Origin of the sequence: Chryseobacterium balustinum (assembly GCF_900168205.1) — a bacterium.
GTDB classification, from domain to species: domain Bacteria; phylum Bacteroidota; class Bacteroidia; order Flavobacteriales; family Weeksellaceae; genus Chryseobacterium; species Chryseobacterium balustinum.
This window is the reverse complement of sequence record NZ_FUZE01000006.1, coordinates 120918-147882: the sequence shown is the minus strand read 5'-3', so window position 1 is coordinate 147882 and position 26965 is coordinate 120918. Positions and strand designations below refer to the sequence as shown.

The 26965-nt window shown below is 33.2% G+C and carries 30 protein-coding genes; 21 read left to right on the top strand and 9 right to left on the bottom strand.

The window, feature by feature from the left end; genetic code table 11:
• Window positions 1-55: 55 nt before the first annotated feature.
• Both map and B5X64_RS09935 read left to right on the top strand, forming a co-directional pair.
• Window positions 56-865: a type I methionyl aminopeptidase gene (map, locus tag B5X64_RS09940; protein WP_079465062.1), complete on the top strand. Its 810-nt coding sequence runs from the start codon at window positions 56-58 to the stop codon at window positions 863-865.
• Window positions 865-1632 carry a class I SAM-dependent methyltransferase gene (locus B5X64_RS09935; protein ID WP_079465061.1) on the top strand — a complete coding sequence of 256 codons (768 nt, stop codon included), beginning with the start codon at window positions 865-867 and terminating at the stop codon, window positions 1630-1632. Before map ends, B5X64_RS09935 begins: the two co-directional genes overlap by 1 nt.
• Before the next feature lie 49 nt (window positions 1633-1681).
• On the opposite strand, the gene B5X64_RS09930 is transcribed toward B5X64_RS09935, so the two are convergent.
• The 3 genes from B5X64_RS09930 to B5X64_RS09920 form a co-directional block, all read right to left on the bottom strand.
• Window positions 1682-2392 carry a T9SS type A sorting domain-containing protein gene (locus B5X64_RS09930; RefSeq protein ID WP_079465060.1) on the bottom strand — a complete coding sequence of 237 codons (711 nt, stop codon included), beginning with the start codon at window positions 2390-2392 and terminating at the stop codon, window positions 1682-1684.
• A 41-nt stretch (window positions 2393-2433) separates the two neighbouring features.
• On the bottom strand, window positions 2434-2760 hold the full coding sequence (locus B5X64_RS09925; protein WP_066675715.1) for a DMT family transporter: 327 nt from the start codon (window positions 2758-2760) through the stop codon (window positions 2434-2436).
• A gap of 178 nt (window positions 2761-2938) precedes the next feature.
• A complete protein-coding gene (locus B5X64_RS09920; protein WP_079465059.1) occupies window positions 2939-3502 on the bottom strand; it encodes a Crp/Fnr family transcriptional regulator in 564 nt (187 codons plus the stop codon).
• Window positions 3503-3765: 263 nt separating this feature from the next.
• Here B5X64_RS09920 and era point away from each other — a divergent pair, with 263 nt between their 5' ends.
• Window positions 3766-4641 (top strand): GTPase Era, encoded by an 876-nt coding sequence (gene era / locus B5X64_RS09915; protein ID WP_079465058.1) that lies wholly within the window; start codon window positions 3766-3768, stop codon window positions 4639-4641.
• 69 nt (window positions 4642-4710) lie between these two features.
• Entirely contained in the window at window positions 4711-5139 is a 429-nt protein-coding gene (locus B5X64_RS09910) for a DoxX family protein (protein WP_079465057.1), read from the top strand.
• A 104-nt stretch (window positions 5140-5243) separates the two neighbouring features.
• Here B5X64_RS09910 and fsa read toward each other — a convergent pair whose 3' ends face one another.
• Complete coding sequence (gene fsa, locus B5X64_RS09905) at window positions 5244-5897, bottom strand: fructose-6-phosphate aldolase (RefSeq protein WP_066675707.1); 654 nt, start codon at window positions 5895-5897, stop codon at window positions 5244-5246.
• 187 nt (window positions 5898-6084) lie between these two features.
• Between fsa and B5X64_RS09900 the strand changes: the two genes are divergently transcribed.
• On the top strand, window positions 6085-6570 hold the full coding sequence (locus B5X64_RS09900) for a YdeI/OmpD-associated family protein (RefSeq protein ID WP_079465056.1): 486 nt from the start codon (window positions 6085-6087) through the stop codon (window positions 6568-6570).
• Between the two features lie 34 nt (window positions 6571-6604).
• On the opposite strand, the gene B5X64_RS09895 is transcribed toward B5X64_RS09900, so the two are convergent.
• Window positions 6605-7162: a tetratricopeptide repeat protein gene (locus B5X64_RS09895; protein ID WP_079465055.1), complete on the bottom strand. Its 558-nt coding sequence runs from the start codon at window positions 7160-7162 to the stop codon at window positions 6605-6607.
• 188 nt (window positions 7163-7350) lie between these two features.
• On the opposite strand from B5X64_RS09895, the gene pepE reads away from it, so the two are divergent.
• The 11 genes from pepE to B5X64_RS09840 all read left to right on the top strand — a co-directional run bounded on the left by pepE (window position 7351) and on the right by B5X64_RS09840 (window position 16548).
• Window positions 7351-8043, top strand: coding sequence for a dipeptidase PepE (pepE, locus tag B5X64_RS09890; RefSeq protein ID WP_079465054.1), 693 nt, complete (start codon window positions 7351-7353; stop codon window positions 8041-8043).
• An 83-nt stretch (window positions 8044-8126) separates the two neighbouring features.
• A complete protein-coding gene (dacB, locus tag B5X64_RS09885; protein WP_079465053.1) occupies window positions 8127-9500 on the top strand; it encodes a D-alanyl-D-alanine carboxypeptidase/D-alanyl-D-alanine endopeptidase in 1374 nt (457 codons plus the stop codon).
• Between the two features lie 7 nt (window positions 9501-9507).
• The gene (locus B5X64_RS09880; protein ID WP_228418835.1) at window positions 9508-10665 is read left to right on the top strand and encodes a sensor histidine kinase; all 1158 of its coding nucleotides are present in this window, start codon (window positions 9508-9510) and stop codon (window positions 10663-10665) included.
• Window positions 10666-10732: 67 nt separating this feature from the next.
• Window positions 10733-11401, top strand: a complete 669-nt coding sequence (locus B5X64_RS09875; protein WP_066675691.1) for an ABC transporter ATP-binding protein — start codon at window positions 10733-10735, stop codon at window positions 11399-11401.
• An 11-nt stretch (window positions 11402-11412) separates the two neighbouring features.
• Window positions 11413-11985: a murein L,D-transpeptidase catalytic domain-containing protein gene (locus B5X64_RS09870; RefSeq protein ID WP_079465052.1), complete on the top strand. Its 573-nt coding sequence runs from the start codon at window positions 11413-11415 to the stop codon at window positions 11983-11985.
• Window positions 11986-11998: 13 nt separating this feature from the next.
• The gene (locus B5X64_RS09865; RefSeq protein WP_079465051.1) at window positions 11999-12763 is read left to right on the top strand and encodes a DUF6263 family protein; all 765 of its coding nucleotides are present in this window, start codon (window positions 11999-12001) and stop codon (window positions 12761-12763) included.
• 16 nt (window positions 12764-12779) lie between these two features.
• Window positions 12780-13457 carry a RadC family protein gene (gene radC, locus B5X64_RS09860; protein WP_079465050.1) on the top strand — a complete coding sequence of 226 codons (678 nt, stop codon included), beginning with the start codon at window positions 12780-12782 and terminating at the stop codon, window positions 13455-13457.
• Window positions 13454-14362: a hypothetical protein gene (locus B5X64_RS09855; RefSeq protein WP_079465049.1), complete on the top strand. Its 909-nt coding sequence runs from the start codon at window positions 13454-13456 to the stop codon at window positions 14360-14362. Before radC ends, B5X64_RS09855 begins: the two co-directional genes overlap by 4 nt.
• Before the next feature lie 72 nt (window positions 14363-14434).
• Window positions 14435-15367: a phytanoyl-CoA dioxygenase family protein gene (locus B5X64_RS09850; protein WP_079465048.1), complete on the top strand. Its 933-nt coding sequence runs from the start codon at window positions 14435-14437 to the stop codon at window positions 15365-15367.
• 36 nt (window positions 15368-15403) lie between these two features.
• Entirely contained in the window at window positions 15404-15916 is a 513-nt protein-coding gene (locus B5X64_RS09845; RefSeq protein WP_066675677.1) for a DUF7935 family protein, read from the top strand.
• Window positions 15917-15936: 20 nt separating this feature from the next.
• Window positions 15937-16548 carry an inorganic pyrophosphatase gene (locus tag B5X64_RS09840; RefSeq protein ID WP_066675676.1) on the top strand — a complete coding sequence of 204 codons (612 nt, stop codon included), beginning with the start codon at window positions 15937-15939 and terminating at the stop codon, window positions 16546-16548.
• Window positions 16549-16622: 74 nt separating this feature from the next.
• On the opposite strand, the gene B5X64_RS09835 is transcribed toward B5X64_RS09840, so the two are convergent.
• Both B5X64_RS09835 and B5X64_RS09830 read right to left on the bottom strand, forming a co-directional pair.
• Entirely contained in the window at window positions 16623-17582 is a 960-nt protein-coding gene (locus tag B5X64_RS09835) for a SphA family protein (protein ID WP_079465047.1), read from the bottom strand.
• Between the two features lie 40 nt (window positions 17583-17622).
• Window positions 17623-19329, bottom strand: a complete 1707-nt coding sequence (locus B5X64_RS09830; protein ID WP_079465046.1) for an amidohydrolase — start codon at window positions 19327-19329, stop codon at window positions 17623-17625.
• A gap of 135 nt (window positions 19330-19464) precedes the next feature.
• Here B5X64_RS09830 and B5X64_RS09825 point away from each other — a divergent pair, with 135 nt between their 5' ends.
• Window positions 19465-22200 (top strand): sodium-translocating pyrophosphatase, encoded by a 2736-nt coding sequence (locus B5X64_RS09825; protein WP_079465045.1) that lies wholly within the window; start codon window positions 19465-19467, stop codon window positions 22198-22200.
• 82 nt (window positions 22201-22282) lie between these two features.
• Here the strand turns inward: B5X64_RS09825 and B5X64_RS09820 are convergent, their stop codons facing one another.
• Together B5X64_RS09820 and B5X64_RS09815 are read right to left on the bottom strand one after the other, a co-directional pair.
• Window positions 22283-23119 (bottom strand): hypothetical protein, encoded by an 837-nt coding sequence (locus B5X64_RS09820; RefSeq protein ID WP_123920793.1) that lies wholly within the window; start codon window positions 23117-23119, stop codon window positions 22283-22285.
• A 148-nt stretch (window positions 23120-23267) separates the two neighbouring features.
• Window positions 23268-24407, bottom strand: coding sequence for an aminotransferase class I/II-fold pyridoxal phosphate-dependent enzyme (locus tag B5X64_RS09815; RefSeq protein WP_079465043.1), 1140 nt, complete (start codon window positions 24405-24407; stop codon window positions 23268-23270).
• Window positions 24408-24489: 82 nt separating this feature from the next.
• Here B5X64_RS09815 and B5X64_RS09810 point away from each other — a divergent pair, with 82 nt between their 5' ends.
• Genes B5X64_RS09810 through B5X64_RS09795 form a run of 4 tightly spaced genes read left to right on the top strand, consistent with a single transcriptional unit; the run spans window position 24490 to window position 26908 of the window.
• Entirely contained in the window at window positions 24490-25545 is a 1056-nt protein-coding gene (locus tag B5X64_RS09810) for a M28 family metallopeptidase (RefSeq protein WP_079465042.1), read from the top strand.
• Window positions 25546-25568: 23 nt separating this feature from the next.
• Entirely contained in the window at window positions 25569-26027 is a 459-nt protein-coding gene (locus B5X64_RS09805) for a GNAT family N-acetyltransferase (RefSeq protein WP_079465041.1), read from the top strand.
• Window positions 26012-26380, top strand: a complete 369-nt coding sequence (locus B5X64_RS09800; protein WP_079465040.1) for a VOC family protein — start codon at window positions 26012-26014, stop codon at window positions 26378-26380. The genes B5X64_RS09805 and B5X64_RS09800 overlap by 16 nt, the downstream gene beginning before the upstream one ends.
• A gap of 3 nt (window positions 26381-26383) precedes the next feature.
• Entirely contained in the window at window positions 26384-26908 is a 525-nt protein-coding gene (locus B5X64_RS09795) for an endonuclease V (RefSeq protein WP_079465039.1), read from the top strand.
• Window positions 26909-26965 lie beyond the last annotated feature (57 nt).

Sequence of the window (26965 nt, the reverse complement as noted above, 5' to 3'; positions counted from 1 at the left end):
CATAAAGTTGAAAATCTAATATCTAACATCTAATATCTAACATCTATATTAAAAAATGATTCAATTAAAAACTATAGACGAACTTCGTCTTATGAAAGAAAGTGCTCAGTTGGTTTCCAGAACATTAGGAATGTTGGCAAAAGAAATCAAACCGGGAATTACTACTTTATATTTAGATAAATTAGCGCACGATTTTATTAAAGATCACGGTGCCGAGCCTGCATTTTTAGGATACGGAGGATTTCCGAATTCTTTGTGTATTTCACCAAACGAACAGGTGGTTCACGGTTTTCCAAATAAAGAAGAGATAAAAGAAGGCGATATACTTTCTGTAGATTGTGGTGCAATTCTTAACGGTTATGTAGGTGACCACGCTTATACTTTTGAAATTGGTGAAGTAAAACCTGAAACCAAAAAATTACTGAAAGTTGCCAAAGAATCTCTTTACAAAGGAATTGAGCAATGCATCAGAGGAAAAAGAATCGGAGATATTTCTCACGCAATTCAAAAGCATTGCGAAAAAGAAGGGTATGGAGTTGTAAAAGAGCTTGTGGGTCACGGTTTAGGAAAGAAAATGCATGAAGATCCTCAGGTTCCAAATTATGGTAAACAAGGAAGTGGAAAAGTCATCAAAGATGGTTTGGCAATCGCTATCGAGCCGATGATTAATTTAGGTACTGAAAAAGTGAAATTCCATAATGATGGATGGACGGTTACAACACTTGATAATCAACCTTCTGCGCATTTTGAACATGATGTTTGTGTTATCAATGGGAAACCTGTTTTACTATCAACTTTCAAATATATTTACGATGCTTTGGGTATTGTAAGTGATGAAGAAAAGCCATTTCAATTGGATTTTTAATGAAAAAGCTGACTAAGTTTTTATTAAATAAAATCCCTCGTCCTATGCTTATCAAGATGAGCATTTGGGCGCGTCCGTTGATCTATCAGTTTTTTAAAGGTGATAAATTTTATGACCCTATCGACGGCAAATCTTATCGTAAATTTTTACCTTATGGATACGGAAAACAAAGAGAAAATGCTTTGTCTCCGGGAACTTTAAGTCTCGAAAGACACCGTCAAATGTATCTGTATCTTCAAAATGAAACCGATTTTTTCATTAAAAATTATAAAGTTCTTCATATTGCTCCTGAACAGGAATTTTTGAGAAAATTTAAAAGAATGAGTAATCTCAATTACATTTCTGCCGATTTGTATTCGCCGATTGTAGATGTGAAAGCAGATATTTTAGATTTGCCTTTTGAAAATGAAAGTTTCGACATTATCTTCTGTAATCATGTTTTAGAACATATTCAGGATGATGCTAAAGCAATGAGCGAATTATATAGAGTAATGAAGCCAGGAGGTTGGGGGATTTTACAGGTTCCAATGAAAAATTCTTTGGAAAAAACCTACGAAGATTTCACCATAACAGATCCAAAAGAAAGACAAAAACATTTCGGGCAGTATGATCATGTTCGTTGGTATGGGATGGATTATTTCGATCGTTTAACGAATGCTGGTTTTGAAGTGGAAGCTAATTTTTATTCGCAACAGTTTTCTGATGCAGAGATAAAAAAATACGGTTTAAGACTCAATGAAATTTTACCAATCGTTTTAAAGAAATAAAAAATAGGCTTCAGAATATGAAGCCTATTTTTTACTATAAGTTGAAAATTTATTTTTTAATAAAAAATTCAGGTTTAAAGTTTTCTATGCTTAAAATATATTGTCCAATTGCAAAACTGCTTACATCTATTTTTTGAGTTTTATCCGATGTCAAAGTTTCAAATAATATCTTTCCTGAGAGATCATTGATTTTTAATTTTAAGTTCTTTTCAACATTCTCTATGATTACAAAATCTATAGAAGGATTTGGATATAATTTAAAAGTTTTCTTAAGCAAATTTTCTTTTGTGCCTAAAAATGCATTGTTGTAATATATTTTGTTATTATTGAGAGCATCAGTAACAATTAATGTTTTACCAGAACTGTTTGTAATAATTTCATATTCAAAGACAGCTCCTGACGAAGGATAAATATAAAAATCCGTATGTTTTTGGTCATAACTATTAACAGCCATGCTGTTACCTCCTCCGTACATGCTTAATGTGCATCCGGAACTTACTTTGGTAAAAGTACTTGCATTAACTGGAAAAGCAATTTCAACCTGACAGCTGTTAAAATGTTTTGAGTTGAAAACATATCCGCTGCCTGGCGATGTAAATGTAATAAAATTAGACTTTGAAAGCGCAATATCCATGAAAGGAGTACTTACTGATTGTCCGTTCATTACAATTTGAGAGATATACCAATCATTATTAAAAAGCTCTGCATTTTGTCCAAACAATGAGCAACTGATAAACAGAAAAAATAGTTTTGTTCTCATATAATAGTTTTTCCCAAATATAAGAAATAAACCTTTTACTTTTAATGAGAAACTGCTTTCAATCCAATTACAGAACCAATCAATGTTGAAATGAAGAATATTCTCCAGAAACTTGCAGGGTCTTTAAATACTAAAATTCCTACCAAAGCCGTTCCTACTGCACCAATTCCTGTCCAGACTGCATAAGCGGTTCCGATAGGTAAAGTTTCTGTGGCTTTGATGAGCAAAAGCATACTGATGGTGAGGCAAACCAAAAATCCTCCAAACCACCAATACATCTCGTTTCCAGTGGTTTCTTTTACTTTTCCGAGGCATGATGCAAAAGCGACCTCAAAAATTCCTGCGATGATTAAAATAATCCAGTTCATTACTATTTAATTTTATGTCACAAAATTGAGGTTTTAAACTGAAATAAAATTTTACAATTGTTAAAAAGTGAAATTTATTTCTTTTGATAATTATAATTAAAAACTCGCACAGATCAAGCGGACACCACAGATAAAAAATCTGCTAAATCTGTTAAATTTGCGAGAGAATAATTTAATACTATTTGATTTCTGCACGAATTCTACTCAAACTCACCTGAGCAATTCCCAAATAAGAAGCAATATGACCCAACTGCACTCGCTGCAACAAATAAGGCTTTTCTTTTAGCAAGTCTTTATACCTTTCCATTGCAGTTTTATATTGTCTGGAGATAATCAATTCCTCCGTTTTTACGAGTTCGTGTTCTGCAAATTTCCGTCCCCAATTTGCAATGTGAATGTCTTCATTATAAAGAGTTTTTAGCTTACTGGTTTCCAATCTATAAAATTCGCAATCTTCCAGAAGTTCTATATTTTCGTAGCCTGGTTTTTCATCTACATAACTTTTCATAGAAACGATGGTTTCGCCTTCTGTTCCAAACCAAAAAGTAATATCATTACTTTCTGTAGAAGCGTAAGCGCGAACAATTCCTTTCTTTAAAAAATAAATATAAGGAATCACTTTATCGGCTTCCATCAGGCAAAATCCTTTAGAATAGCTTACTTCAGAAATGTGCTGTATCAAACTTTCCTTTGAAACTTGAGGAAGTGAATAAATAGTATCAATAATTTCTTTAATATTCATTAGAATAATCGTTTGGAATTAGCTGCGAAAGGTTCCAATTTTATAATCATTGTTAAATAGTTAAGTTAAATCGAAAATATAACGAAGTCAAATATCTTTACACTCTTAAAAGTATTTAGTTTAATCAAAACTTCACAGACTGTATTCATTAAATTTTGTTCAAAAATAATCTTTTTTAGACATCTAATTTTTAATATTGACCGAAAGACCAGTTTTGTTTTACTAACTTTGCAAATCGTAACAAAACGAATTAATACTTTTATATGCACAAAGCAGGATTTGTAAATATCGTTGGAAAGCCAAATGCCGGAAAATCTACTCTTCTGAATCAGTTGATGGGAGAGAAGTTGGCAATTGTAACGCAAAAGGCTCAGACAACACGACATAGAATTTTTGGAATTTATAATGAAGAAGACTTACAGATTGTATTTTCTGATACTCCTGGAGTTTTAGACCCAAAATACGGTTTGCAGGAAAAAATGATGGATTTTGTAAAAGACTCTTTACAGGATGCAGACGTTTTCCTTTTCATTGTAGATGTTACTGATAAAGCTGAACCATCAGAATTTTTGATTGATAAATTGAATAAAATTCCGGTACCGGTTTTATTGTTATTGAATAAAATTGACCAAACCAATCAAGAAGGTCTAGAAAAAATAGCGACCGAATGGCACGAAAGAATCCCAAAAGCTGAAATTCTTCCTATTTCTGCGTTAAATGCTTTCAACCTTGATATTATTTTACCGAAATTAAAATCAATGTTACCCGAAAGTCCGGCGTACTACGATAAAGATATGTACACCGACAAACCGGAGCGTTTCTTCGTAAACGAGGCTATCAGAGAGAAAATTCTTTTAAATTATGAAAAAGAAATTCCATATTCTGTAGAAGTGGTAACCGAAATGTTTAAAGAAAAAGAAGGCATTATCTTTATCGATTCTATTATTTACGTAGAAAGAGATACCCAAAAAGGAATTATCATCGGACATAAAGGAGAGGCTATCAAAAAAGTAGGAACAGAAGCAAGAATTGATTTGGAGAAGTTTTTCTCTAAAAAGATTCACTTAAATCTTTTCGTAAAAGTGAAAAAAGACTGGCGAAAAAATGACCGCGATTTGAAGAATTTTGGATATAGATAGACTAAAACGTCTCTATTCATCGTTGTATTAACGGATATTTTTATTAACTTTAGTTAAAATTTTCAGTCAATGAGCTATTCAAACACAAAAGCGAATCCTATAATTTTTGATATTGTACTATTTCTTGTAAGATTATTTATAGGTTTTGCAATGATCTCTCACGGTTTTCCAAAACTTCAAACATTAATTGATGGTGGTGAAATTAAGTTCTACGACTTTTTAGGTTTAGGTCCGAAAATTTCTTTAGGATTAACCGTTTTTGCTGAATTTGTTTGTTCAATTTTCTTAATTTTAGGATTATTTACAAGAGTTGCAGCAGGATTTTTGATCTTTACAATGGCTATTGCAGCGTTTGTAGTTCATGGCGCAGATGCTTTTGATAAACGAGAATTGAGCTTATTGTACCTTTCAATTTACTTAATCATCATTTCATTTGGAGCCGGAAGATTTTCCATCGATGGAATGATTGAAAAAAGAAGAAGAGCCAATGACTGGTAAAGTCAATTTGATATAAAATAAAATCCCGAAACAAAATGTTCCGGGATTTTTTTATGTGAATTTGAAATATTTTATTCAATGAACGAATATCAAACTTCAAATTCTTACGCCAATTTTTGAGAATCTGCAACAAACTGAGCCAAACCGCTATCTGTTAAAGGGTGTTTCAATAAGCTCAAGATTGGAGGAAGTGGTGAAGTGATAACGTCTGCACCAATTTTTGCACAGTCAATAATATGCATTGAATGACGGATAGAAGCCGCTAAAATTTCAGTGTCATACATATAGTTATCAAAAATCAATCTGATTTCCTGGATTAAATTCAAACCATCCGTTGTGATATCATCTAATCTTCCTAAGAACGGAGAAACGTAAGTTGCACCCGCTTTAGCCGCTAAAAGAGCTTGACCTGGAGAGAAAATCAAAGTACAATTAGTTTTGATTCCTTTGTCTGAAAAATATTTCAAAGCTTTGATACCGTCTTTGATCATTGGGATCTTCACCACAATATTTGGGTGAATTGCAGCCAATTCGTCACCTTCTTTAATCATTTCTTCATAAGTTGTAGAAAGTACTTCAGCAGAAATATCTCCATCTACGATCTCACAGATCGCTTTATAATGATTCTTGATTGCTTCATCACCTTTAATTCCTTCTTTAGCCATTAATGACGGGTTGGTCGTTACACCATCCAAAATCCCAAGGTCTTTAGCTTCTTTAATTTGCTCTAAATTAGCAGTGTCAATAAAAAATTTCATTTAAATAGATTTATTTTCCGCAAAGATAAACATTCCATTTTGAGTGCGAAATTAATTTGTCGACTTACAAGATTTAGATTCTAAAATTCCCCTCCTTTGGAGGGGTGGCGAAAATTCGAAAGAATTTTTGACGGGGTGGTTCCAGATTAGCCATTTAAATATCAGAAAATTATTAATTTTAACTTCAATGAAAAACCAATTCACTGCAAAACTCGAAATTATAGGAATCAATCCTTTCGTTTTTCTTCCTGATGAAATTTTAAATGAAATATTTGAAACCTCAGGAAAGAATAAAAGTCCGATTCCCGTCAAAGGAACTGTAAATGGTAAAGAATTTAGACAAAATTTAATGAAATATCTGGGAGAGTGGCGGCTGTATATTAATTTAACCATGTTAAAAGACTCTCCAAAGCGAATTGGTGAAATGATTGAAGTTTTTGTAGAATTTGATAATGTAGAGCGAATAATTTCAATGCATCCCAATTTAGAAAAAGCAATAAAAGAAAATTCTGTTGCTTTACAAAACTTTGAAAGCCTTATTCCTTCAAGAAGATTAGAGTTGATTCGTTACATTAATAATTTAAAGACTGAAGCAAGCATCCAAAGAAATATTGAGAAAATTATTCTGCATTTAACTGGTGAAACAGAGTTTTTTGGAAAAAGAATAAAATAAAAAACCGAAGAAAATAAATCCTCGGTTTTTGTTATTATGAATTAAGAGCTTGGCTCAATTTTACAGCATCTTGATTGCTCGGGTCATACTGAATTGATTTTGCAATATACTCTTTTGCTTTATCGGTATTACCTTTTTGTTCGCTATAAGCGATGAAATAATAGGCGTATGCCAGATTTTTTTTACTTGTTTCAATCTCTTCCGGTTTTACGGTAGCAATATATTTTTCGTAAGAAAGTTTGGCATTCAAATCATCTTTAGCTGATTGATAAGAAAAGGCTTGGCTATAATAGGATGGAGACCAATCTGGTAATAACGCAGAAATCTTTTTCCATGTAACGATTGCATTTTGCCAGTCTGTTACATCCTGATATGCAGTTGCCAATTTTGCTAAAGATTCTGCATCTTTAGGATTGGCTTCAACCTGTTTTTTTAAACCTTCAATTAAAGGATTCGTTTGTACCTGTGCTGTAGAAACAGTAACTTTTACACTATCAGTTTTAGGTGAAGTCTGAGCAACAAGAGCTCCCGTACTTCCTACCATCATTAAAGCTAAAAATAGTTGTTTCGTATTAATTTTAATCGTTTTCATATTATTTTACATATTTAAAATTGTAAATCTTGAAGTTCAAGAATAATTCCACAAAACAGAAAGTTTTAGAACTCTTAAGTTTTTTTTGATGGTATTAACAGTTATCAGACTTTTTTTAGCGTATTTTTTGATTCTTACGTTGTTTGAGTTTATCTTTGTTTCATTACAAACCCATTATATTTCATACAATGAATGTATTATTAGCCTCAACTTCTACAATTTTTGGCGGAGAATATCTTGAATATTTAAAAGAAGAACTTATTGATCTATATAAAGGAATTGATGAAATCATCTTCATTCCGTTCGCAAGACCAGGCGGAATTTCACACGATGACTACACTTCAAAGGCAAAATCCTTTTTTGAAAATATCAATATTAGTGTCAAAGGCCTACATGAATTCGAAGATAAAACCGAAGCATTACATTCCGCAAAAGGATATTTTACGGGGGGTGGAAACACTTTTTTATTGGTTAAAACTTTGCATGAAGAAAATCTGATGTCTGTTTTAAAACAAAACATAGAAAACGGAAAAGCGTATTTAGGTTGCAGCGCAGGAAGTAATATTGGCGGACAAAACATGAAAACCACGAATGATATGCCGATTGTTTATCCTCCAAGTTTTGAATGCATGGGATTGGTGCCTTTCAATCTTAATCCACATTATTTAGATCCTAATCCTGATTTGAAACATAACGGAGAAACAAGAGAAACAAGAATTAAAGAATTTTTAACGCAAAACGACACTAAAGTTGTAGGATTGCGTGAAGGAAACTGGATAAGACGAATCGGTGATAAAATTACCGTTGAAGGCAGTGAATTGACAAGAATTTTTGAAAAAGGAAAAGAGCCTTACGAAATTGAAGCCGGAACCGAACTCTAATTCTTATTTTTTATATTTGAATACTACTCAATTATTAGCGTTGTCATACTGAGCATTCCATAAAGTTTTTTAATAAATACTAAATGAAAACAACTTTTGCCGTTTTAACACTTACATCCCAACTTATTTTTGCTCAAAATATTGCTCAAAAATTAGATGATGCCACAAAAAATCTAATGAATTCTTCTTTAGCCATTTCATCTAATCTATCTTTTTATGTTGCCGATGAAAGCGGAAATCTAGTGTATGAATTTCAGGGAAATAAAGGACTTTCGACAGCTTCAACGCAAAAGATTTTCACTGCAGCAGCAGCTTTGGAGACTTTAGGCAAAAATTACACATACAAAACCACTTCGTCATATTCAGGAAATATTTCTGGTGGAAATCTAAACGGAAATTTGTTTATCACGTCTAATGGTGATCCTACATTAGGAAGTTGGCGTTATGAAGGTTACAAACCCGAAAACTTTAAACAGAAATTAATTGAAGCAGTAAAAAAATCAGGAATTACAAAAATTTCTGGTGATTTGATTATCGATGATTCTTATTTCGACCATCAGACTATTCCTGGAGGTTGGCCGTGGGATGATTTGGGAAATTATTACGGAGCCGGAGTTTGGGGTGTTAATTGGCGCGAAAATCAGTTTGACATGAATATGAACGGAAGTGACATCAAAAGTTTTTCCTATCCTTTGGAAGGTATAAAATGGCTGAATGATCTTAAAGCTACAGGAAATTCAGATCAAAGTTTGATTTTCACAGCGCCACATTCTGATGTTGCTTTAATTAACGGAAGTTTACCGGCAGGAAAAACAACAACTGTTTCAGGTTCCACACCAAATCCACCTTTGCAATTGGGTGTAGAAGTTCAGAAATGGCTGAAAGAATCAGGAATTGATATTTCCGGGAAAGTTGTAACCAATTCGCAACTGGAAATTAATGGTAAAAAATCTTTAGAAACTCCAAAAAACAAGCTTATTCTTACGTACGAATCGCCGACTTTAGATAAAATAGTTTATTGGTTTTTACGAAAATCTGTGAATTTATACGGAGAAAATTTAATTAAAACTTTAGGAAAAGAAAAGAAAGGAAATCCGAGTTTTAAAAGCGGAATTTCTTATCTAAATGAATTTTGGAAATCAAAAGGAATTAATCCAAACATGATAAATTTTGCTGATGGAAGCGGACTTTCACCACAAAATTACGTTTCTGCAAAAGCACAGGTGCAGGCTTTAATTTATGCTAAAAAACAATCTTGGTTTGAATCATATTATGACGGATTTCCGACTCAGGATAACGGTATGAAAATGAAAAGCGGAACCATGCGAGACACCAAATCGTATGCAGGTTACCAGATATCCAAAGACGGAAAAAAATATGTATATTCGATTATCATCAACAATTATCAGGGGAGTGGAAGTACAGAACTACAGAAGATTTTGAATATTTTAAAATAAAATAGAATTGAAAAAAAGATCCATTTTCGCCAGATTCAATAACTGGTTTATTTTTTCTCTGATGACATTGGTTGTTGTAGCAATTGTAATTGCTTCAACGATGGTCGTAAATTACTTAAAGAAAGATGAAGTAAAAAGAGTTGATATTTTGGTAAAAGCTATAAAGTTTCAACAGGATGTCACCCCCAGTCTTGAAGTACAGGAGCTACTTCTTGCTATTTATAGCTCAAACACAACAATTCCTGTGATTATTTTAGATAAAAATGATCAGCTTATAGAGTATAAACATTTGCCAAAAGAAATTGGCGACGATTCTCAAGCTATCATTGCTGAAGCAAAGAAAATGGAGAAAAAATATCCTGCCATAGAAATAAAAGTTCAGGGTGGAAATGACCAGTTTGTGTATTATGACAACTCAAAAATGTTGAATAATCTACAATATTTCCCTTTTCTTCTTGGTTTTTTTGTGCTGTGTTATTTCTTATTTTCATTCTGGTTTTTAAGAACAGTAAAAAAAACCGACGAAGGTTATCTTTGGGCAGGTTTAGCAAAAGAAACTGCTCATCAAATTGGAACTCCGCTATCATCAATGATGGGCTGGATGGAAATTATGAAGCTTGAAAACCCAGATTCAGACGGTGTTGTCGAAATAGAAAAAGATATTGAAAGACTGAGAACGATTTCCGAAAGATTTTCTAAAATAGGTTCAGTTCCCGAACTGAATGATATGAATTTCAATGAAACCATCAAAGAGAATTACGATTATCTGAAAACAAGGATTTCAAGGAAAATAGATTTTACACTTTTGCTTCCTACCTATAATATTTTGGTTCCACACAACAAAATTCTGATGAGTTGGGTGATTGAAAATCTGGTGAAAAATGCAGTTGATGCGATGAAAGGGGAAGGCACTTTACAAATGTCGGTTTTCGAACGCAACAAAAATATTTTGGTTGAAGTAAAAGATAACGGAAGCGGGATGACAAAATATCAAGCTCAAAACGCCTTTAAACCAGGATATTCTACAAAAAAACGTGGTTGGGGACTGGGTTTAAGCCTGGCAAAAAGAGTCGTGCAGGAATACCATAACGGAGATATAAAGATTTCTCAAACAGAAGTAGGAAAAGGAACTACTTTTAGAATTGTAATTAAAAAAGAAAAATAATAAAAGAAATTAATACCAAAAGCTAATTGCTAAAAGCCAGAAGCAAAAATTTCACTATTTTTGAAGCATGATTAAAGCGAGTAATATCCATAAATCTTATGGAAGTCTGGAAGTATTGAAAGGAGTTGATATTCACATCAAAACTGGGGAAGTGGTCTCTATTGTTGGAGAATCAGGAGCCGGAAAATCTACATTGCTACAGATTTTAGGAACTCTAGATACTCCTTCCACTCCTAAAAATTATGACACTGAGATTTTGCTGAATGACCAATCTTTCATTTATATGAGTGATAAGCAGATTTCAAAATTCAGAAATCAGAATATTGGTTTTGTTTTTCAGTTTCATCAGTTACTTCCTGAGTTTACTGCTTTAGAAAATGTTTTGCTGCCTACCAAAATTGCAGGAACCAGCGAAAAAGAAGCTTTAGATAAGGCTTATCAATTATTTGAAGATCTAAAAATAGTAGAGAGAATTCATCATAAACCCAATCAATTATCGGGTGGTGAAGCACAGAGAGTTGCCGTTGCAAGAGCTTTGATCAATTCACCAAAGATCATTTATGCAGATGAACCAACAGGAAATTTAGACTCGAAAAACGCCGATGATCTTCACAGGTTATTTTTTGATTTGAGAGATAAATATAACCAAACTTTTGTAATTGTAACGCATAATCCGCAATTAGCAGAAATTACCGATCGCAAACTGGTGATGAAGGACGGATTGATCGTTGAGTAATTTTTAAAAATATGAAATCTTTACTATTTGCATTCTTATTTTTAATTTCTTGTAATCAATCACGAGCTCAGGAAAGTATAGATATTTTACCAAAAGAGAGAATTTCAGAGCTTAAAAATTATATTAAAGATAAAAATTATAACCAAAATCTGGCTGTTTTTGTTAATTTTAAAATTCATTCAGGTAAGTTTCGGTATTTTGTTTACGACTTGAAAAATGATAAAATAGTACAGAAAGCAATTGTTTCTCACGGTTCAGGATCGGTAATCAAGAATTCTAATCGACTTACATTTTCTAATGTTGAAGGTTCTTACCAATCTTCTTTGGGAAAATATGAAATTAGAGAAAGTTATTCCGGTCAATTCGGAAAAGCATATCGTTTAAAAGGTTTAGATCCTACCAACAGCAACGCAATGCAGCGTGCAATTGTGTTACACTCTTTTGGATGTGTTCCGGATCAGGAATCTCAAAATTTAGCCTGTTTAAGTTTGGGTTGTCCGATGCTTTCAACAAAAGCTTTTAAAGAAACCGCAAAACATTTAGACCAATCGAAAAAGAGCATTATTTTGTATGCTTTTTATTAAAAAACTATAACTGATGAAACAAATATCTACTACTTTATTTATTTTAACTGTTTTTGTTTCTTGCCAAAAAAAAGAGACTCAAAAGGAAGATCTGTCTTTAGATCTTAAAAAAGGCTATGAACAGACTCTTATTTATACTACCTCTACTGATGGTAACAAAAATGGTGAAATGAATGATGCTACAGAGGTAAAATATAAAGTAGATTCTATAGATCAGGACAAAAATTATTACATCACTGGAGAAGTTCTTAGAATGACCTTTAGTCAAAATATGTTTGGTGAAACGATTTATTATGATTCAAGGGATCAATCAAATTCAGATTTTGGATTAGGTGCTGAGATAAAACCCGTCATCAATAATCCGTTTACATTTAAAATAGATAAGTACGGAAAGATTCTTGAAAAGCATAAGTTTAAAACTGAAATTTCGAAAGATCTAGACCCAAGCCAATACACTCTTATTCCTCTGTCTTTTCCTAATAAAAGCGTAGATGTAGGATTTATGTGGAAGGGAAAAGCCATAAATACGCTAACAAAGTTTTTACCTGTAACTACAGATTATACGTACAGAGGTATAAAAGATGGTAAAATTGAAGTTTCGGTTCTTTCCAGAATGTCGGGAATGTCTGATGTTTTAAAAGATACGGAGATCAATGGTAAATATCTTTTTGACAGCAAAACCAAAGCGTTGATTTCTGCCGAAAGACAAATGCCTGTACAATCGGGTGGTGGAGCGGTAACCTTTGAGATCATTCAAAAGATGGAAGGTTTTAATTAAAAAAAATACCAAAATTATGTCTATAAAATTTTTGGCAGAAGACGACAGACCGAGAGAAAAGTTTTTACTAAAAGGTAAAAACTCACTTTCTGATTCTGAACTTTTGGCAATTATTATGGGCAGCGGAAGCAGAGACGAAACAGCGGTAGAACTGGCAAGAAAAATTCTGGCATCGGTTGATAATAATTGGCATCAGTTGAGTTTATTAACGATTAAAGATTTAACGAAATTCAAAGGCGTTGGTGAAGTGAAAGCCATTTCAATCGCAACTGCACTGGAAATCGGGAAGAGAAGAGCGAATCAGGAAATTCCCGAAAAGCCGTTGATTTCGAGCAGTAAAGACGCTTACAATATTTTAAAGTTGCATTTATCAGATCTCAGAACCGAAGAATTTTGGGCTATTTTCCTCAACCAAAGCAATAAAGTGATTCATATTGCTCAACTGACTCAAGGTGGAATTAATCAATCCATTGTTGACATCAGAATACTTTTTAAAACAGCATTGGAGCATTTTTCGACAGGCATTATTATTTCGCACAATCATCCGTCAGGAAATTTAAAACCCAGTGCTGAAGACATTAGCATCACTAAACAAGTGAAAGAAGCAGGAAATGTGATGAACATTCAGCTTTTGGATCATTTAATTATTACCCAAAACACATATACAAGTTTTGCAGACGAAGGATTATTATGATTAAAAGATTAAAATACCATGAAATTGATTTTGAAAAATACACTCAATGCCTTGAAAATTCAGCACAGCGAAAATACTCTGCCACAAAACAGTTTTTAGATATTTCTTCTGACAAAAAATGGGAATTGTTGGTTTACAACGATTACCAAGCTGTAATGCCGATTCCTTATGTATTTAAATCGGGGATTAAAATCGTTCATAATCCTATGCTTTGCCAGCAATTGGGAGTTTTTTCAAGAGAAGATAATGTTGAGATTAACGAACAGTTTTTAAACTTTTTAGAGAAAAATTATCTTATCAGAATTTATACTTTTAATGAATTTAATCGTTTTAAAACTCCTTTAAACTCTAAAAAAAACTTTCTCATTCTTCCTGATGATTATGACACAGTTTACTCTAAATATTCTCCGAAAAGAAAAAGAAAGCTCAGACTAGATGAAGAGGTTGTAAAGAATTCTGAAATTAAAAATATCAGTTTTTCCCAAGCTGAAAGCTTTATTAAAGAAAATTTTTTAGGAGCCGATAAAGAAGAAGATGTTGATTTGTTTATTTCAATATTTAAAAATATGTTTGAGGCCAACTGTCTGAATTTTTCAGCCTTTTATCTCAATAAAAAAATCATCAATATTATCGTTACTTATTTTGATGATTTTACAGTGGCACTTTTGGGAACATTTAATGATAAAGAATCAGTTAAGGTATCGGGTGCCTCAACCTTGATAGACAATTGTATAAAAGAAAACATCTCAACCAAAACATTTGATTTTGAAGGAAGTGAATTACCGAATGTAGAAGAGTTTTTCAGAGGTTTCAGACCAGAACTCCGACCTTATAACCTGATCGAATATTCTAAAAAAGAAATCATAAAAAAATTACTGAACTTGAAATTTATCATGAAACTTTAATTTAATCACGCTCTTTAGAATAGTTCTATATATTATTCTTAAATTTATAAAAGTATTTACAAACTGATCGCAATGCTAAAGAAGATTCGCAATTATAAGTTGCCTTACATGATTTATAATTTTTTCAACAAAAAAAAATTACAGCATAATATTCCGCTCTATAAAAAATACGGCCTTGATAAAAGCTATTTTTCGAGTATCTCAAGCAAAGACTTTGCGCATTTACCTGAAAATGAAAGAAAATTTGATGAGCAAAAGCTTTTCAATACAAAATTTTATAAAGATCTTTCTGAGGAAAATAAAACCAGCGCCAAAGGTTTTGATGATAATGGTTTTTTAGTTCTAAGAAACTATCTAAAACCTGAAACTGCCGATCAGATCAACAATGAGATTGAAAAACTGCTGAAAGAAGGAACCATAAAATTCCGTTATGGTGGTAAATTAATGTTCGTTATTCATCATTCTGAAATCATTAAAAACATTGGAAATGATAAAAACTTACTCGAATTTTTATCTGTTTTAATTGATGGTGATGCCAAATTGTTTCAGAGTATTAATTTTATCAATGGAAGTCAGCAAAAAACCCATTCAGATAGTATTCACATGACGACTTATCCATTGGGCGGACTTTTAGGAGTCTGGATTGCTTTGGAAGATGTGGATGAAACAAATGGCGCTTTACACTACATTCCAGGAAGCCATAAACTTCCGTATTTCTTAAACTCTGACTATGATAATGAAGGGACAGCTTTTAAAATAGGCAAAAAAAGCTATGTAGCTTACGAAGAGTTTCTTGAAAATAAAGTGAAAGAATTAGGCTTAAAAAAGGAAGTTTTCAGAGCTAAAAAAGGAGATCTTTTGATTTGGCATGCTAATATTCTTCACGGTGGCGAACCACATTTAGATAAAACAAAAACAAGGAAGAGCTTAGTTTACCATTATTTTGACGAAAAAAGTGTCTGTTATCATGAGGTTACGCAAAGGCCTGCATTATTTGAGCTGTAAATCCAGAAAATATCATTAATTTTGCTACCTCAAATTATGACAGATTTTTCAGACTATTTACCCTATGCAGCCGCATTAGTTATTGCAATTCCGTTTTTGGTTTTGCTGAGACAATTTGTGTATTCGTACATCAACTTAAAAAATCAGGAGATAAAACTACTTTCTGTAAAGTCTAATTCTGAAAACAAAACTCATTCTTATGAAAGAATGACCCTTTTTTTGGAACGAATAAAACCTTCAAACCTTATTCTTAAGTTTGATAAAGACCTTGCAGCTCATGAGTTTGTTTTTCTTACCGAGAAAACCATCAATGAAGAATTTGATTATAATGCTTCACAGCAACTTTATTTAACAAAAAATTCATGGCAGAATATCGTAGATTCTAAAAATGCAATCATAGATTTGCTGCACAAAACCTACGAAAGTCTTAATAACAACCCGAATCTTAATGAGTATAAAACCGTTTTTATCATGAATTATATGAATGATAACGACTATATCGGTGCAACGATAGAAGATTTGAGGAGAGAAATTTTAATAATAGCTTAATTAAATAATAAATATAAATAATGATTCCAAATTTTAAAGCACATCCGTGGCATGGGATTTCTGCAGGAGAAGATGCGCCAAACGTGGTAAACGTATTCGTGGAAATAGTACCTTCAGACACCATTAAATACGAAATAGATAAAGAAACTGGTTACCTTAAAGTAGACAGGCCTCAGAAATTTTCTAACATTATTCCTGCATTATACGGTTTTGTTCCTAGAACTTACTGTAATGAGGAAGTAATGAAATTGGCAGTAGCAAGCGGTGCAACAGACGTTACAATGGGAGATCATGATCCTTTAGATATCTGTGTATTAAGCTCTCACAACATTCACTCAGGAGGACTTTTGATGGAAGCTATTCCAATCGGAGGTTTCAAAATGATTGATGGAGGTGAGGCTGATGATAAAATTGTTGCAGTAATGGTAAGCGATCATGCATTTGGTCATTTCAGAGATATTTCAGAATTACCTGAAGCTGAAGTAAAAAGATTAATGCACTATTTCTTAACGTACAAAAACTTACCGGATGAGCCTGCAAAATGTAGAATTCAGGAGGTATACGGAGCAGAACATGCAAGAAAAGTAATTGTAGCTTCTCAGGAAGATTACGCAAGCAAATTTGGAGGATAAGATTCTTCTTATTTAAATAAAAAAAGGGTAGATGAACAATTCATTTACCTTTTTTGTTTTTATAGCCGGAATATTTAATGAGAAGAAGAAGGAATTAAAATATTAACTCCGGCCTGTATTGCAGTTCCACCAAATCGATTTTCTGCTGCAAAATTTTGGGTAACCCTTGCCATAATTCCAATTTTCATCGGAACGATCCAATAAGATCCAAAAGCGCCAATTCCCGCAATTTGGTCCGAAACAAAACCTCCATTACTACCTTTATCATCACCTACTTGAGTGGCATAATGAGCAAAAACGCCCATTTCGTCACCTCTTGAATTTAATACATGAGATCCGCCTGCATCAATCGTAAGATGAGTACCTTCTTTGAAATCTGTATCTTTTTGCCATTGATTTACCTCTAAAGTAGTTGCCAAACTAATATTCGTTTTAGAAGTAGGTTTCATTTTCCCGGCTACACGGATGTTATGTGACCAATAACCATGTCCTCCGTTATCCAAATCGTGTGGCTTATATTTCCCGGTAGGAGCCCAAACTCCGTAATTTAAAGCATAGCTGAATCTTCCTTTTGTCCAGGATAACCAAACGGGTTGAATATACATATCGCCAATCCCAATGCTCTTATTAGTAAAAACATAAGTTCCTGAACCTGTTTGGCTGGAATAATAATCTAAAGCAATATTAGCCGTTGGACTATTCAATGTAGGAATAACCATCATTCCCCAATTAGCTCCCAAAATCTTACCTTTTCCTCCATAAATAGCCATTAGAATAAAAGAATTGGTGACTACATTTTGTTTAATCTTAAGATCGGTAGGATTTCCGGGTGCTGGATTTATTAACTGATCAGATTTTTTTCCTGCAGCATTATAGTAATCCATATTTGCATACCCGTACCATACAGGAATAATCCATCCGGCATGAGGCGCAAAATAATCATTAGGGTTAAAGGAAGATCCATTATAATGACCCTGCCCAAATATAACTGTTCCTGAAAAAAGGAAAACAATGCATGAGATAATTTTTTTCATAATTAATATTTAGTGATGAAAAATATACTTCTGAAATCATTTACTTTCTGGTGTAAACCGGAATGCCTTCTTTTATTGTTTCTAAAACAATAATACTTCGAATTTTCTCTGGATCTATGCTTATAGGATTTTGATTTAGAATGACCAAATCTGCCAATTTCCCTTCTTTAATAGAACCTTTTGTCTTTTCTTCCTGTAATTGATAAGCTGCATTGATGGTGATTGCCTTTAATGCTTGAAGAGTGGTAATTCTTTCATTAGGACCTAAAATTCTTCCGGAACGGGTTTTTCTGTTAACAGCAGCATAAACAGCAGTGATAAGATCTGGTGGAGTAACAGGCGCATCATGATGAATAGTGAAGATAATTCCTGCCTCTAATGCAGAGTTTGCTGGGCTGATAAAAGAAGCTCTTTCGGGACCAAAAACACTTGAGTAGTGCCAATCTCCCCATAAATAAGTATGCGTAGAAAAATACGAGGGAATAATACCCAGTTCCTTTATTGTTTGAATATGATCTGGGCGGCTATTTTGTACATGAATTAATGTCGCACGTAATTCCGGAGTGTAAATATTTTCATCCTTTAATCTTTTTATAACCCGTATTGCCTGATCTATTGCTGCATCACCATTTACATGAAGCTGAGCAGTAATATGATTTTGAAATAACGTTTTTAGGTCTTCATACAAAGTTTCGTCTGTAAATATCGGGAAGCCTTTATAGTCTTTAGATTGACCTTCAGGTGGTACAAGATAAGGCTGTGTAAGCCAAGCCGTTTTACCCTGCGGAGAACCATCATCAGAAAATTTAAATCCTCCAAGTTTTAAATGATTTTTATATTTCATGTATTTAGGTTTAAAAACATCTAAATCTTTTTTGAAATATTCATAATCCGGAAAATAAACGATGTCAGCTTTAAATAAATGCTGAGCAGCGGCCTGTTCCAAAAGATCTACACTTTCACCCATTGTTCTGCCATCACAAATCGTGGTTTGCCCATAACTTAGCCATTCTTCTTGAGCTTTCATGAGATTATTCATCGTCTGAGCTTTAGAATCACCGGTTTTCATTTTTTCGGTAATAGTAAGTAATGCCTTAAAACTTGCATTTTCTTCTAACTTTCCGTTAAGTTTTCCATTTTTATCTCTGCCTAAATGTCCGCCTTCAGGATCTTTTGATGAGTCAGATAAATTGAGCAATTTTAGCATCGCAGAATTAGCAACACTGGCATGTCCGGAAGTATGAATTACAATAATTGGATTTGTTGTGCTGATGGCATCAAGCTCTTCTTTTGTTGGATGGCGGTGTTCTACCATAATGGCATCATCGTATCCATTACCAATAATAGGCTGGCTTTCCGGAATTTTATGTTCTTTAATGAAATTTCTAATGGTATTTTGTAAATCTTTAATAGAATTAACGGTGCCGTAAGGCTCAGGAAATAAATCTATCGCCTGTATTAAACCAGCTCTTGAAGTAAAATGACCATGAACATCTATAAAACCAGGTAACAAAGTCCTGCCTTTAAGATCAATCATTTTCGTTTTATTATTCACATGCAGATTTGCATCAACTTTAGACCCTGCAAAAAATATTTTTCCATTTTTTACAACCACAGCTTCTACCTGAGGAGAAGTATCTTCCATCGTTAAAATAGTTCCGCCAAAATAAAGAGATTCTGCTGATTTTTGGGTTTGACAACTACTGATGAATAATGCTGAAATAGATAGGTAAAGTAAAATTTTCATGATAATTACAGTTATGATGGTGTTCAATAAATTTACAAAAAAACAGAATAATTATATCCATTTTTACAAAGTATTTATAAAAATCATTATATTTATAAAGATAATCACGAACTTTTAATATAAAAATAATAAACTATGGACTTATTTGTTTTAGTACCCATTTTTGGTGTTATTGCCCTGATCTATACTTTTCTGCAAAGTAATTGGGTAAGTAAGCAAAATGCTGGAAATGAAAAAATGAAAGTAATCAGCGGACATATCGCTGACGGTGCGATGGCTTTTCTCAAGGCCGAGTACAAGATCATGATGTATTTCGTAATTATTGTTGCCATTTTATTGGCAGTAATGGGAATGACCAATTCCAATTCGCATTGGGGGATCGGAATCGCTTTTGTCATTGGAGCCATCTTATCTGCTTTGGCAGGTTTTATAGGAATGAAAATCGCCACAAAAGCCAACGTAAGAACAGCTGAAGCTGCAAGAACATCTTTATCTAAAGCCCTTAAAGTATCTTTTACCGGAGGCTCTGTGATGGGAATGGGAGTTGCAGGATTAGCAGTTTTAGGTTTAGGATCGGTTTATTTAATTATCAAACAGATATTTGCTCCCGATGCAACCGTAGATTCCCACGAAATGGAAAGAACCATAGAGATTCTTACAGGATTCTCTTTAGGAGCAGAATCTATTGCGCTATTTGCTAGAGTAGGAGGCGGAATCTACACCAAAGCAGCAGATGTTGGAGCCGATTTAGTAGGAAAAGTAGAAGCGGGAATTCCTGAAGACGATCCTCGGAATCCAGCGACAATTGCTGATAATGTAGGAGATAATGTAGGAGATGTTGCAGGGATGGGAGCCGATCTATTTGGTTCGTATGTAGCAACCGTTTTAGCAACAATGGTTTTAGGAAGAGAAACGATTTCTGTTGATAATTTCGGAGGTTTTGCACCTATTTTATTACCGATGCTCATTGCAGGAACAGGAATTATTTTTTCAATGATCGGTACTTTATTCGTTAAAATTAATGATAACGAAGGTTCATCAACATCCAATGTACAAAACGCTTTAAACTTAGGAAACTGGGGAAGTATCATCATCACGGCAATAGCTTCGTACTTTTTGGTCACTTATCTTTTACCTGAAAAAATGGTTTTAAGAGGTCATGAATTTACCAAAATGGGCGTTTTTGGAGCTATCATTGTTGGTTTGGTTGTAGGAACTTTAATGAGTATTATCACAGAATTTTATACTGCAATGGGAAAAAGACCTGTTTTAAGTATTGTAAGACAGTCTTCTACCGGTCACGCAACCAATATCATTGGCGGACTTGCCGTGGGAATGGAATCTACACTTTTACCCATTCTTGTTTTAGCTGGAGGAATTTACGGTTCCTATTTATGTGCAGGATTATACGGTGTTGCGATTGCTGCAGCCGGAATGATGGCAACTACAGCAATGCAGCTGGCAATCGACGCTTTCGGACCTATTGCGGATAATGCTGGTGGAATTGCTGAAATGAGTGAACTGCCCAAAGAAGTTCGGGAGAAAACAGATATTCTAGACGCTGTAGGAAACACAACAGCTGCAAGTGGAAAAGGTTTTGCAATCGCTTCTGCAGCATTAACAGCATTAGCTTTATTTGCAGCATTTGTTGGGATTGCAGGAATTGACGGTATTGATATTTACAGAGCCGATGTTTTGGCTGGATTATTTGTCGGCGGAATGATTCCATTTATATTTTCATCTTTGGCGATTACTGCAGTTGGACAGGCTGCAATGGCAATGGTAGAAGAAGTGAGAAGGCAGTTTAGGGAAATCCCAGGAATCCTTGAAGGAACAGCCGAACCGGAATACCAAAAATGTGTAGCGATTTCTACCGATGCTTCAATTCGAAAAATGATGCTTCCTGGCGCAATTGCAATTATATCACCTTTATTGGTTGGTTTTATTTTCGGACCTGAAGTTTTAGGAGGTTTTCTTGCTGGAGCAACGGTTTGTGGAGTTTTAATGGGGATTTTCCAGAATAATGCAGGTGGAGCTTGGGATAATGCTAAAAAATCTTTTGAAAAAGGTGTCGAAATCAACGGACAAACATATTACAAAGGTTCAGAACCACATAAAGCGTCTATAACAGGAGATACAGTGGGAGATCCGTTTAAAGATACTTCCGGACCTTCGATGAATATCTTAATTAAATTAATGTCGATTGTTTCTTTAGTCATTGCACCTACTTTAGCTGTGTTACATAAAGATAAAATTGAAGCCAACAGAAAAGCAAAAATTGAAGCTTTAACCAAAGTTTCGGGAATAACCCCTGTTGTTGTAAATTCTGTACACAATACAGTTATTTTGGCACCGAAAGTCATTAAAGGATACTTGAATGAAGAAGGAGATTTTGTTTACGATACCGGGAAGATTCAGGAAGTAGAATTGGAAGACGGAAAAAAATTGACCATCGGTGAAGGCAGTCAATTGCTTCAGATGTATAACGCTATAAAAAGTAATGATAAAGCTGTTTTAGATCCCAATAACTGGTATACGCTAGAAAACTTTTATTTTGAAAGCGGTTCAAGTGAAATTAAGGAAAAGGCGGAAGCCCAATTGTTGAATTTGGTTGAAATCATGAATACTTATCCGAATATGAGAATAAAGCTCGCCGGATACACGGATAACACCGGAAATCAGGAAACCAATGTGAAGCTTTCAAATTTAAGAGCGCAGACCACAAAACTGAAACTATTGGAATTGGGAATTGCAGGACATCGTATAGAAACAGAAGGCTATGGCTCAATGTATCCTGTGTGTGAAGCTAATGACACCGATGAATGTCGCGCAAAAAATAGAAGAATTGATCTAAGGGTTCTTTCCCTTTAATTAAAATTAAATAAACAGAAGCACTGCAAAACGCAGTGCTTTTTTATTTGTTAGAAATAAATATTCAAAGTTTAAAATTATATTATTTCAAGTTTTTTAATGTTTCTTTCAGAATGAAAATATTAATTTTTATAGGATTTATCGATATTTCGTCAGGAATACTTGCTACACTGTTGAAACTTTTCTTAAGCATATCATACGCAATAGAAGCATCTTCTTCATCATAAAACAAATCATTCCACTTTTCGTTTTTGTAATGATTTTTTAATGCAATTCCATTTCCATAAAATTTGAAAGGTAAAGGTTCTAAATAAAGCGTCATCGCAACTTTATTTTCAGATTCGTGATATTCCAAAAAAGCAATAGAAAACTGCAAAGCATTTTCTATTCTGGATCTTATTTTTTCTTTTGTTTGTTTACTCTTATTTTTTATCCGCCATTTATTTAATTCATTAGCCGTAAAGTTATATTTCGAGCGGCTTACATCATTATAATCATCTTTTTTATATTTAAATTCCATTCCATTCACTTGCTTTTGTTGAGGGAAATTCAGTTTCATATTTCTGTCGTTTTTAGAAATTATTTTAGATGTGAATTCTGGACTGTTCTTATGATTTTGAGTTTCAAAATAAATTATTGAGTCTTTTACTGACCACGTTCCGAAATAAACTTCGGTGTTATTATCATTTTCACTCAGCGAATCTTTAGGAATACTCGGTAAAGTTATAGGGCTTAATTCTCCGTGATCTACGAACAAAAAAGAATTATCACCAGAAAGAGTTATATATGATGTGTATGATGAATAATCATCTTCTTTATACCTATCTGCTTCATTACTTGCATGACTATAAGTAAATTTCCATGTTCCAACCAAAGGATCTTTTTTGGTACACACGAATAAAATAAGATGATGATACATAAATACATCAAGATTTTTTTTGAGATCTTCATTGAAGTTATTTTTATTAAGTTTTATTTTCTATGGAAGTTTCCTTTATCATTTAAAACTAAATGATAAAGGAAATTGAAAAATGTAAATTTTATGGATTAAGAATTTCTGCTAACATTTACAATTCTTTCTTCAAATGCTCCAAAGCCTGAATAATCACTTCATCTTTTTTAGCAAAACTGAATCTGATATAATCTGAATCTGTTTTAGAATTATAAAATGCTGAAAGCGGTAAACAAGAAACTTTTTTTTCTACAGTTAACCATTTAGAAAATTCAATATCGGTCATCGTTTTAGAAACATTTCTAAAATTTACAATCTGAAAAAATCCACCTTGAGATATTTCTTCAACAACTAAAGGGGTAGATTGTATCAATTCATTAAAAATATTACGCTTATTCTCCATGATTTTTTGATTTTCAGAAGGGTCAAAAACATCAAGGTACTTTGCAATGGCATATTGACAGGGTGAATTGGAACTGTACGAAATATATTGCTGATAATTTCTGAAATTTTCAAGCAGACCTTCTGAAGCTAAAATATAACTTACTTTCCAGCCTGTTGCGTGAAACATTTTCCCAAAAGAGAAAATACAGAATGTTTTTTTCCTTAACTCAGGATGCAAAAACGAACTGTAATGTTCCGCATTATCATAATGATAAATATCATAAACTTCTTCAGAAATAAGATAAATTTCCTGATGTTTTATAAGCTCATACAACTGATCCCAATCTTCTTTGCTCCACGTTTTTCCCGTCGGATTTTGGGGAGAATTGACAATGATCGCTTTTGTTTTTAAAGAAATACATTGCTTTAGTTTTTCCCAATCAATTTTAAAATCATTCTCCAAATCGTAGTAAACAGGAATACCGCCATTCATAACTATTGAGGGAGCATACGTATAATAAGAAGGCTGAATAACAATCACTTCATCACCGCTATTTAAAATCGATTTTAAGGAAGTGTACAAACCGAATGTAGAACAGGGAACAATATTCACTTCTTCGTATTTTAATTGTACGCTGTTTTTTCTGTTTAAATTAAATTGAATAATTTTTTCAATCAATAAAGAATTTCCCGCTAACGATTCGTAGCTGTGACTGATCATATCGGCAGATTCTTTAAGAAAATACCGAAGGCGAGGATCAATTTCAAAATCGGGGAGACCTAATGACAAATCATAACTTTTATGCCTGGAAGAAAGCTCCGACATATCTGTAAAAAATTTATAATCATTAAATCCGTAATTTTTTTCCATAGTGTTTATCAAATATATAAAAAAAATGCAAGCGACAAACAGTTGGAATATTTTTGTTATTTTTAAACAAATATTTTAAATTATGAAGAAATTACTTCTCCCTATATTTTCAGCAACTCTTCTTATCAGTTGTGGAACAGCAAATATTTCTGGTGATCGACAGAATCAAAATCAAAATATAAGTTCAAGTAATTCAAACAATGAAAAAGCTTTTAACAAAGCATATCAACAAATTAAGCTCAAAGACTTAAAGAAAAATCTATACGTAATTGCATCTGACGAAATGGAGGGAAGAGACACAGGAAGTCCGGGTCAGAAAAAAGCTGGAGAATATATTATTAAATTTTACAAAGACTTAGGGATTTCGTTTCCTAAAAATTTAGGTTCATATTATCAAAAAGTTCCGTCTTCTTATATGAATAAAAGAGGTGGTGGAAATTTACCGGATTCTGAGAATATTTTAGCATTTGTAGAAGGAAGCGAAAAACCTGAAGAAATTATTGTAATTTCTGCTCATTACGATCATGTAGGAACAAAAAACGGAGAGGTTTATAACGGTGCAGATGACGATGGAAGCGGAACTGTCGCAGTGATGCAGATTGCCAAAGCTTTTCAAAATGCTAAAAAGAAAGGAAACGGTCCCAAAAGATCAATCCTATTTTTACATGTAACGGGTGAAGAACACGGTCTTTTCGGATCTTCTTATTACTCTGACAATCCTGTTTTTCCTTTGGCAAATACCGTTGCTGATTTAAATATTGACATGATCGGAAGAGATGATATTGCAAACAGAGGTAAAAATTATGTGTACGTGATTGGTTCTGAAATGTTGAGTTCAGAACTGAAAATAATTAATGAAGCAGCCAACAAAAAGACCAATAACCTAGAATTGAATTATAAATATGATGATCCAAAAGATCCGGACAGATTATATTACCGTTCTGATCATTATAATTTTGCAAAACACGGTATTCCTGTAGCATTTTTCTTTGATGGAATTCATGAAGATTATCACAAACCGACCGATGATGTTGAGAAAATCGATTTTCCATTGCTACAGAAAAGAACACAGCTTGTTTTTGCTACAGCATGGGAATTGGCAAATCGTGAAGCAAGAATTGTTGTTGATAAGAAATAATATTTCAATTTTAAAATTTCCATATGATTATTCGTGAAGCTAAAGTAGAAGATATTTCACAAATTCAAGTGGTAAGAAATTCTGTTAAAGAAAATACGTTGTCGAATCCTGATCTTGTCACCGATAAAGATTGTGAAGAGTTTATTACAGAAAAAGGAAAAGGCTGGGTTTGCGAAATTGACGGGAAAATTACAGGTTTTTCGATTGTAGACTTAAAAGACCATAACATTTGGGCATTATTTGTTGATCCCGATTTTGAAAAGAAAGGAATTGGCAAAAAATTACACGATATTATGCTGGATTGGTATTTTACCCAAACCAAAGAAAAAGTTTGGCTTGGAACCTCTCCAAATACACGGGCAGAACTTTTTTACCGAAAATCTAAATGGAAGGAAATAGGAATGCATGGTAAAAATGAAATTAAATTTGAAATGACTTTTGAAAATTGGATTAATAATAAAACGATATGTATCAAAAAATAAAATCAATAAGACCTTTTATCGGCTCAAAAGATTTTGCAGAAAGCAGAGCATTTTACAGAGATTTGGGATTTGAAGAAGTGGAAATTGATCCTAAATTTTCAGTGTTTAAAAAAGGAGATTTTGCCTTTTATTTACAAGATTATTATGCAAAAGAATGGATTGAAAATACCATGATCTTCCTCGAAATAGAAAATGTAGATCTTTATTGGGAAGAACTTGTGTCTTTAAATCTAAAACAAAAATATGACACCATCCGATTAGTTCCTACAAATACCGAGGTTTGGGGAAAAGAATGTTTTCTTCTTGATCCAGCCGGAGTTTTGTGGCATTTCGGAGAATTTTTTACTTCTTAAAAGATGATTTACGCATTCGACACTTTTTATTACGAAGATTTTGCAAAAACAGTCTGTATTGCCTTTGAAGACTGGAATTCTGAAACTGAAAGCTTTATCTATTCCGAAAATACAGAAATTAGTTCTGATTATGAAAGCGGCGCTTTTTACAAAAGAGAATTACCGTGCATTTTGAGTTTATTAAAGAAAATTGATTTAAAAGAGGGTGATCTCATTATTGTCGATGGTTATGTTACTCTAGATAACAGTGGAAAAATAGGGTTGGGTGGCTATCTTTATGAATCTTTAAACAAGAAATATCCTGTCATCGGTATTGCCAAAAATGAATTTGCAAGTGAAGACGATTTGAGAAAAACTATTTTTCGCGGAGAAAGTAAAACACCTTTATTCCTTACTGCTGTAGGAATTGATACAGATGATATTAAAATCAAGGTCGAAAATATGTATGGAACGTATAGAATCCCTGCATTATTGAAAAAGCTAGATCAACTAACAAGAGAGAAAGATGAACTAAATGTGAGAAGCTGATAAAAGTCAGTTGAATATTATTTATATTTAGTCTAAATAAATATAAATTTGCTTCAG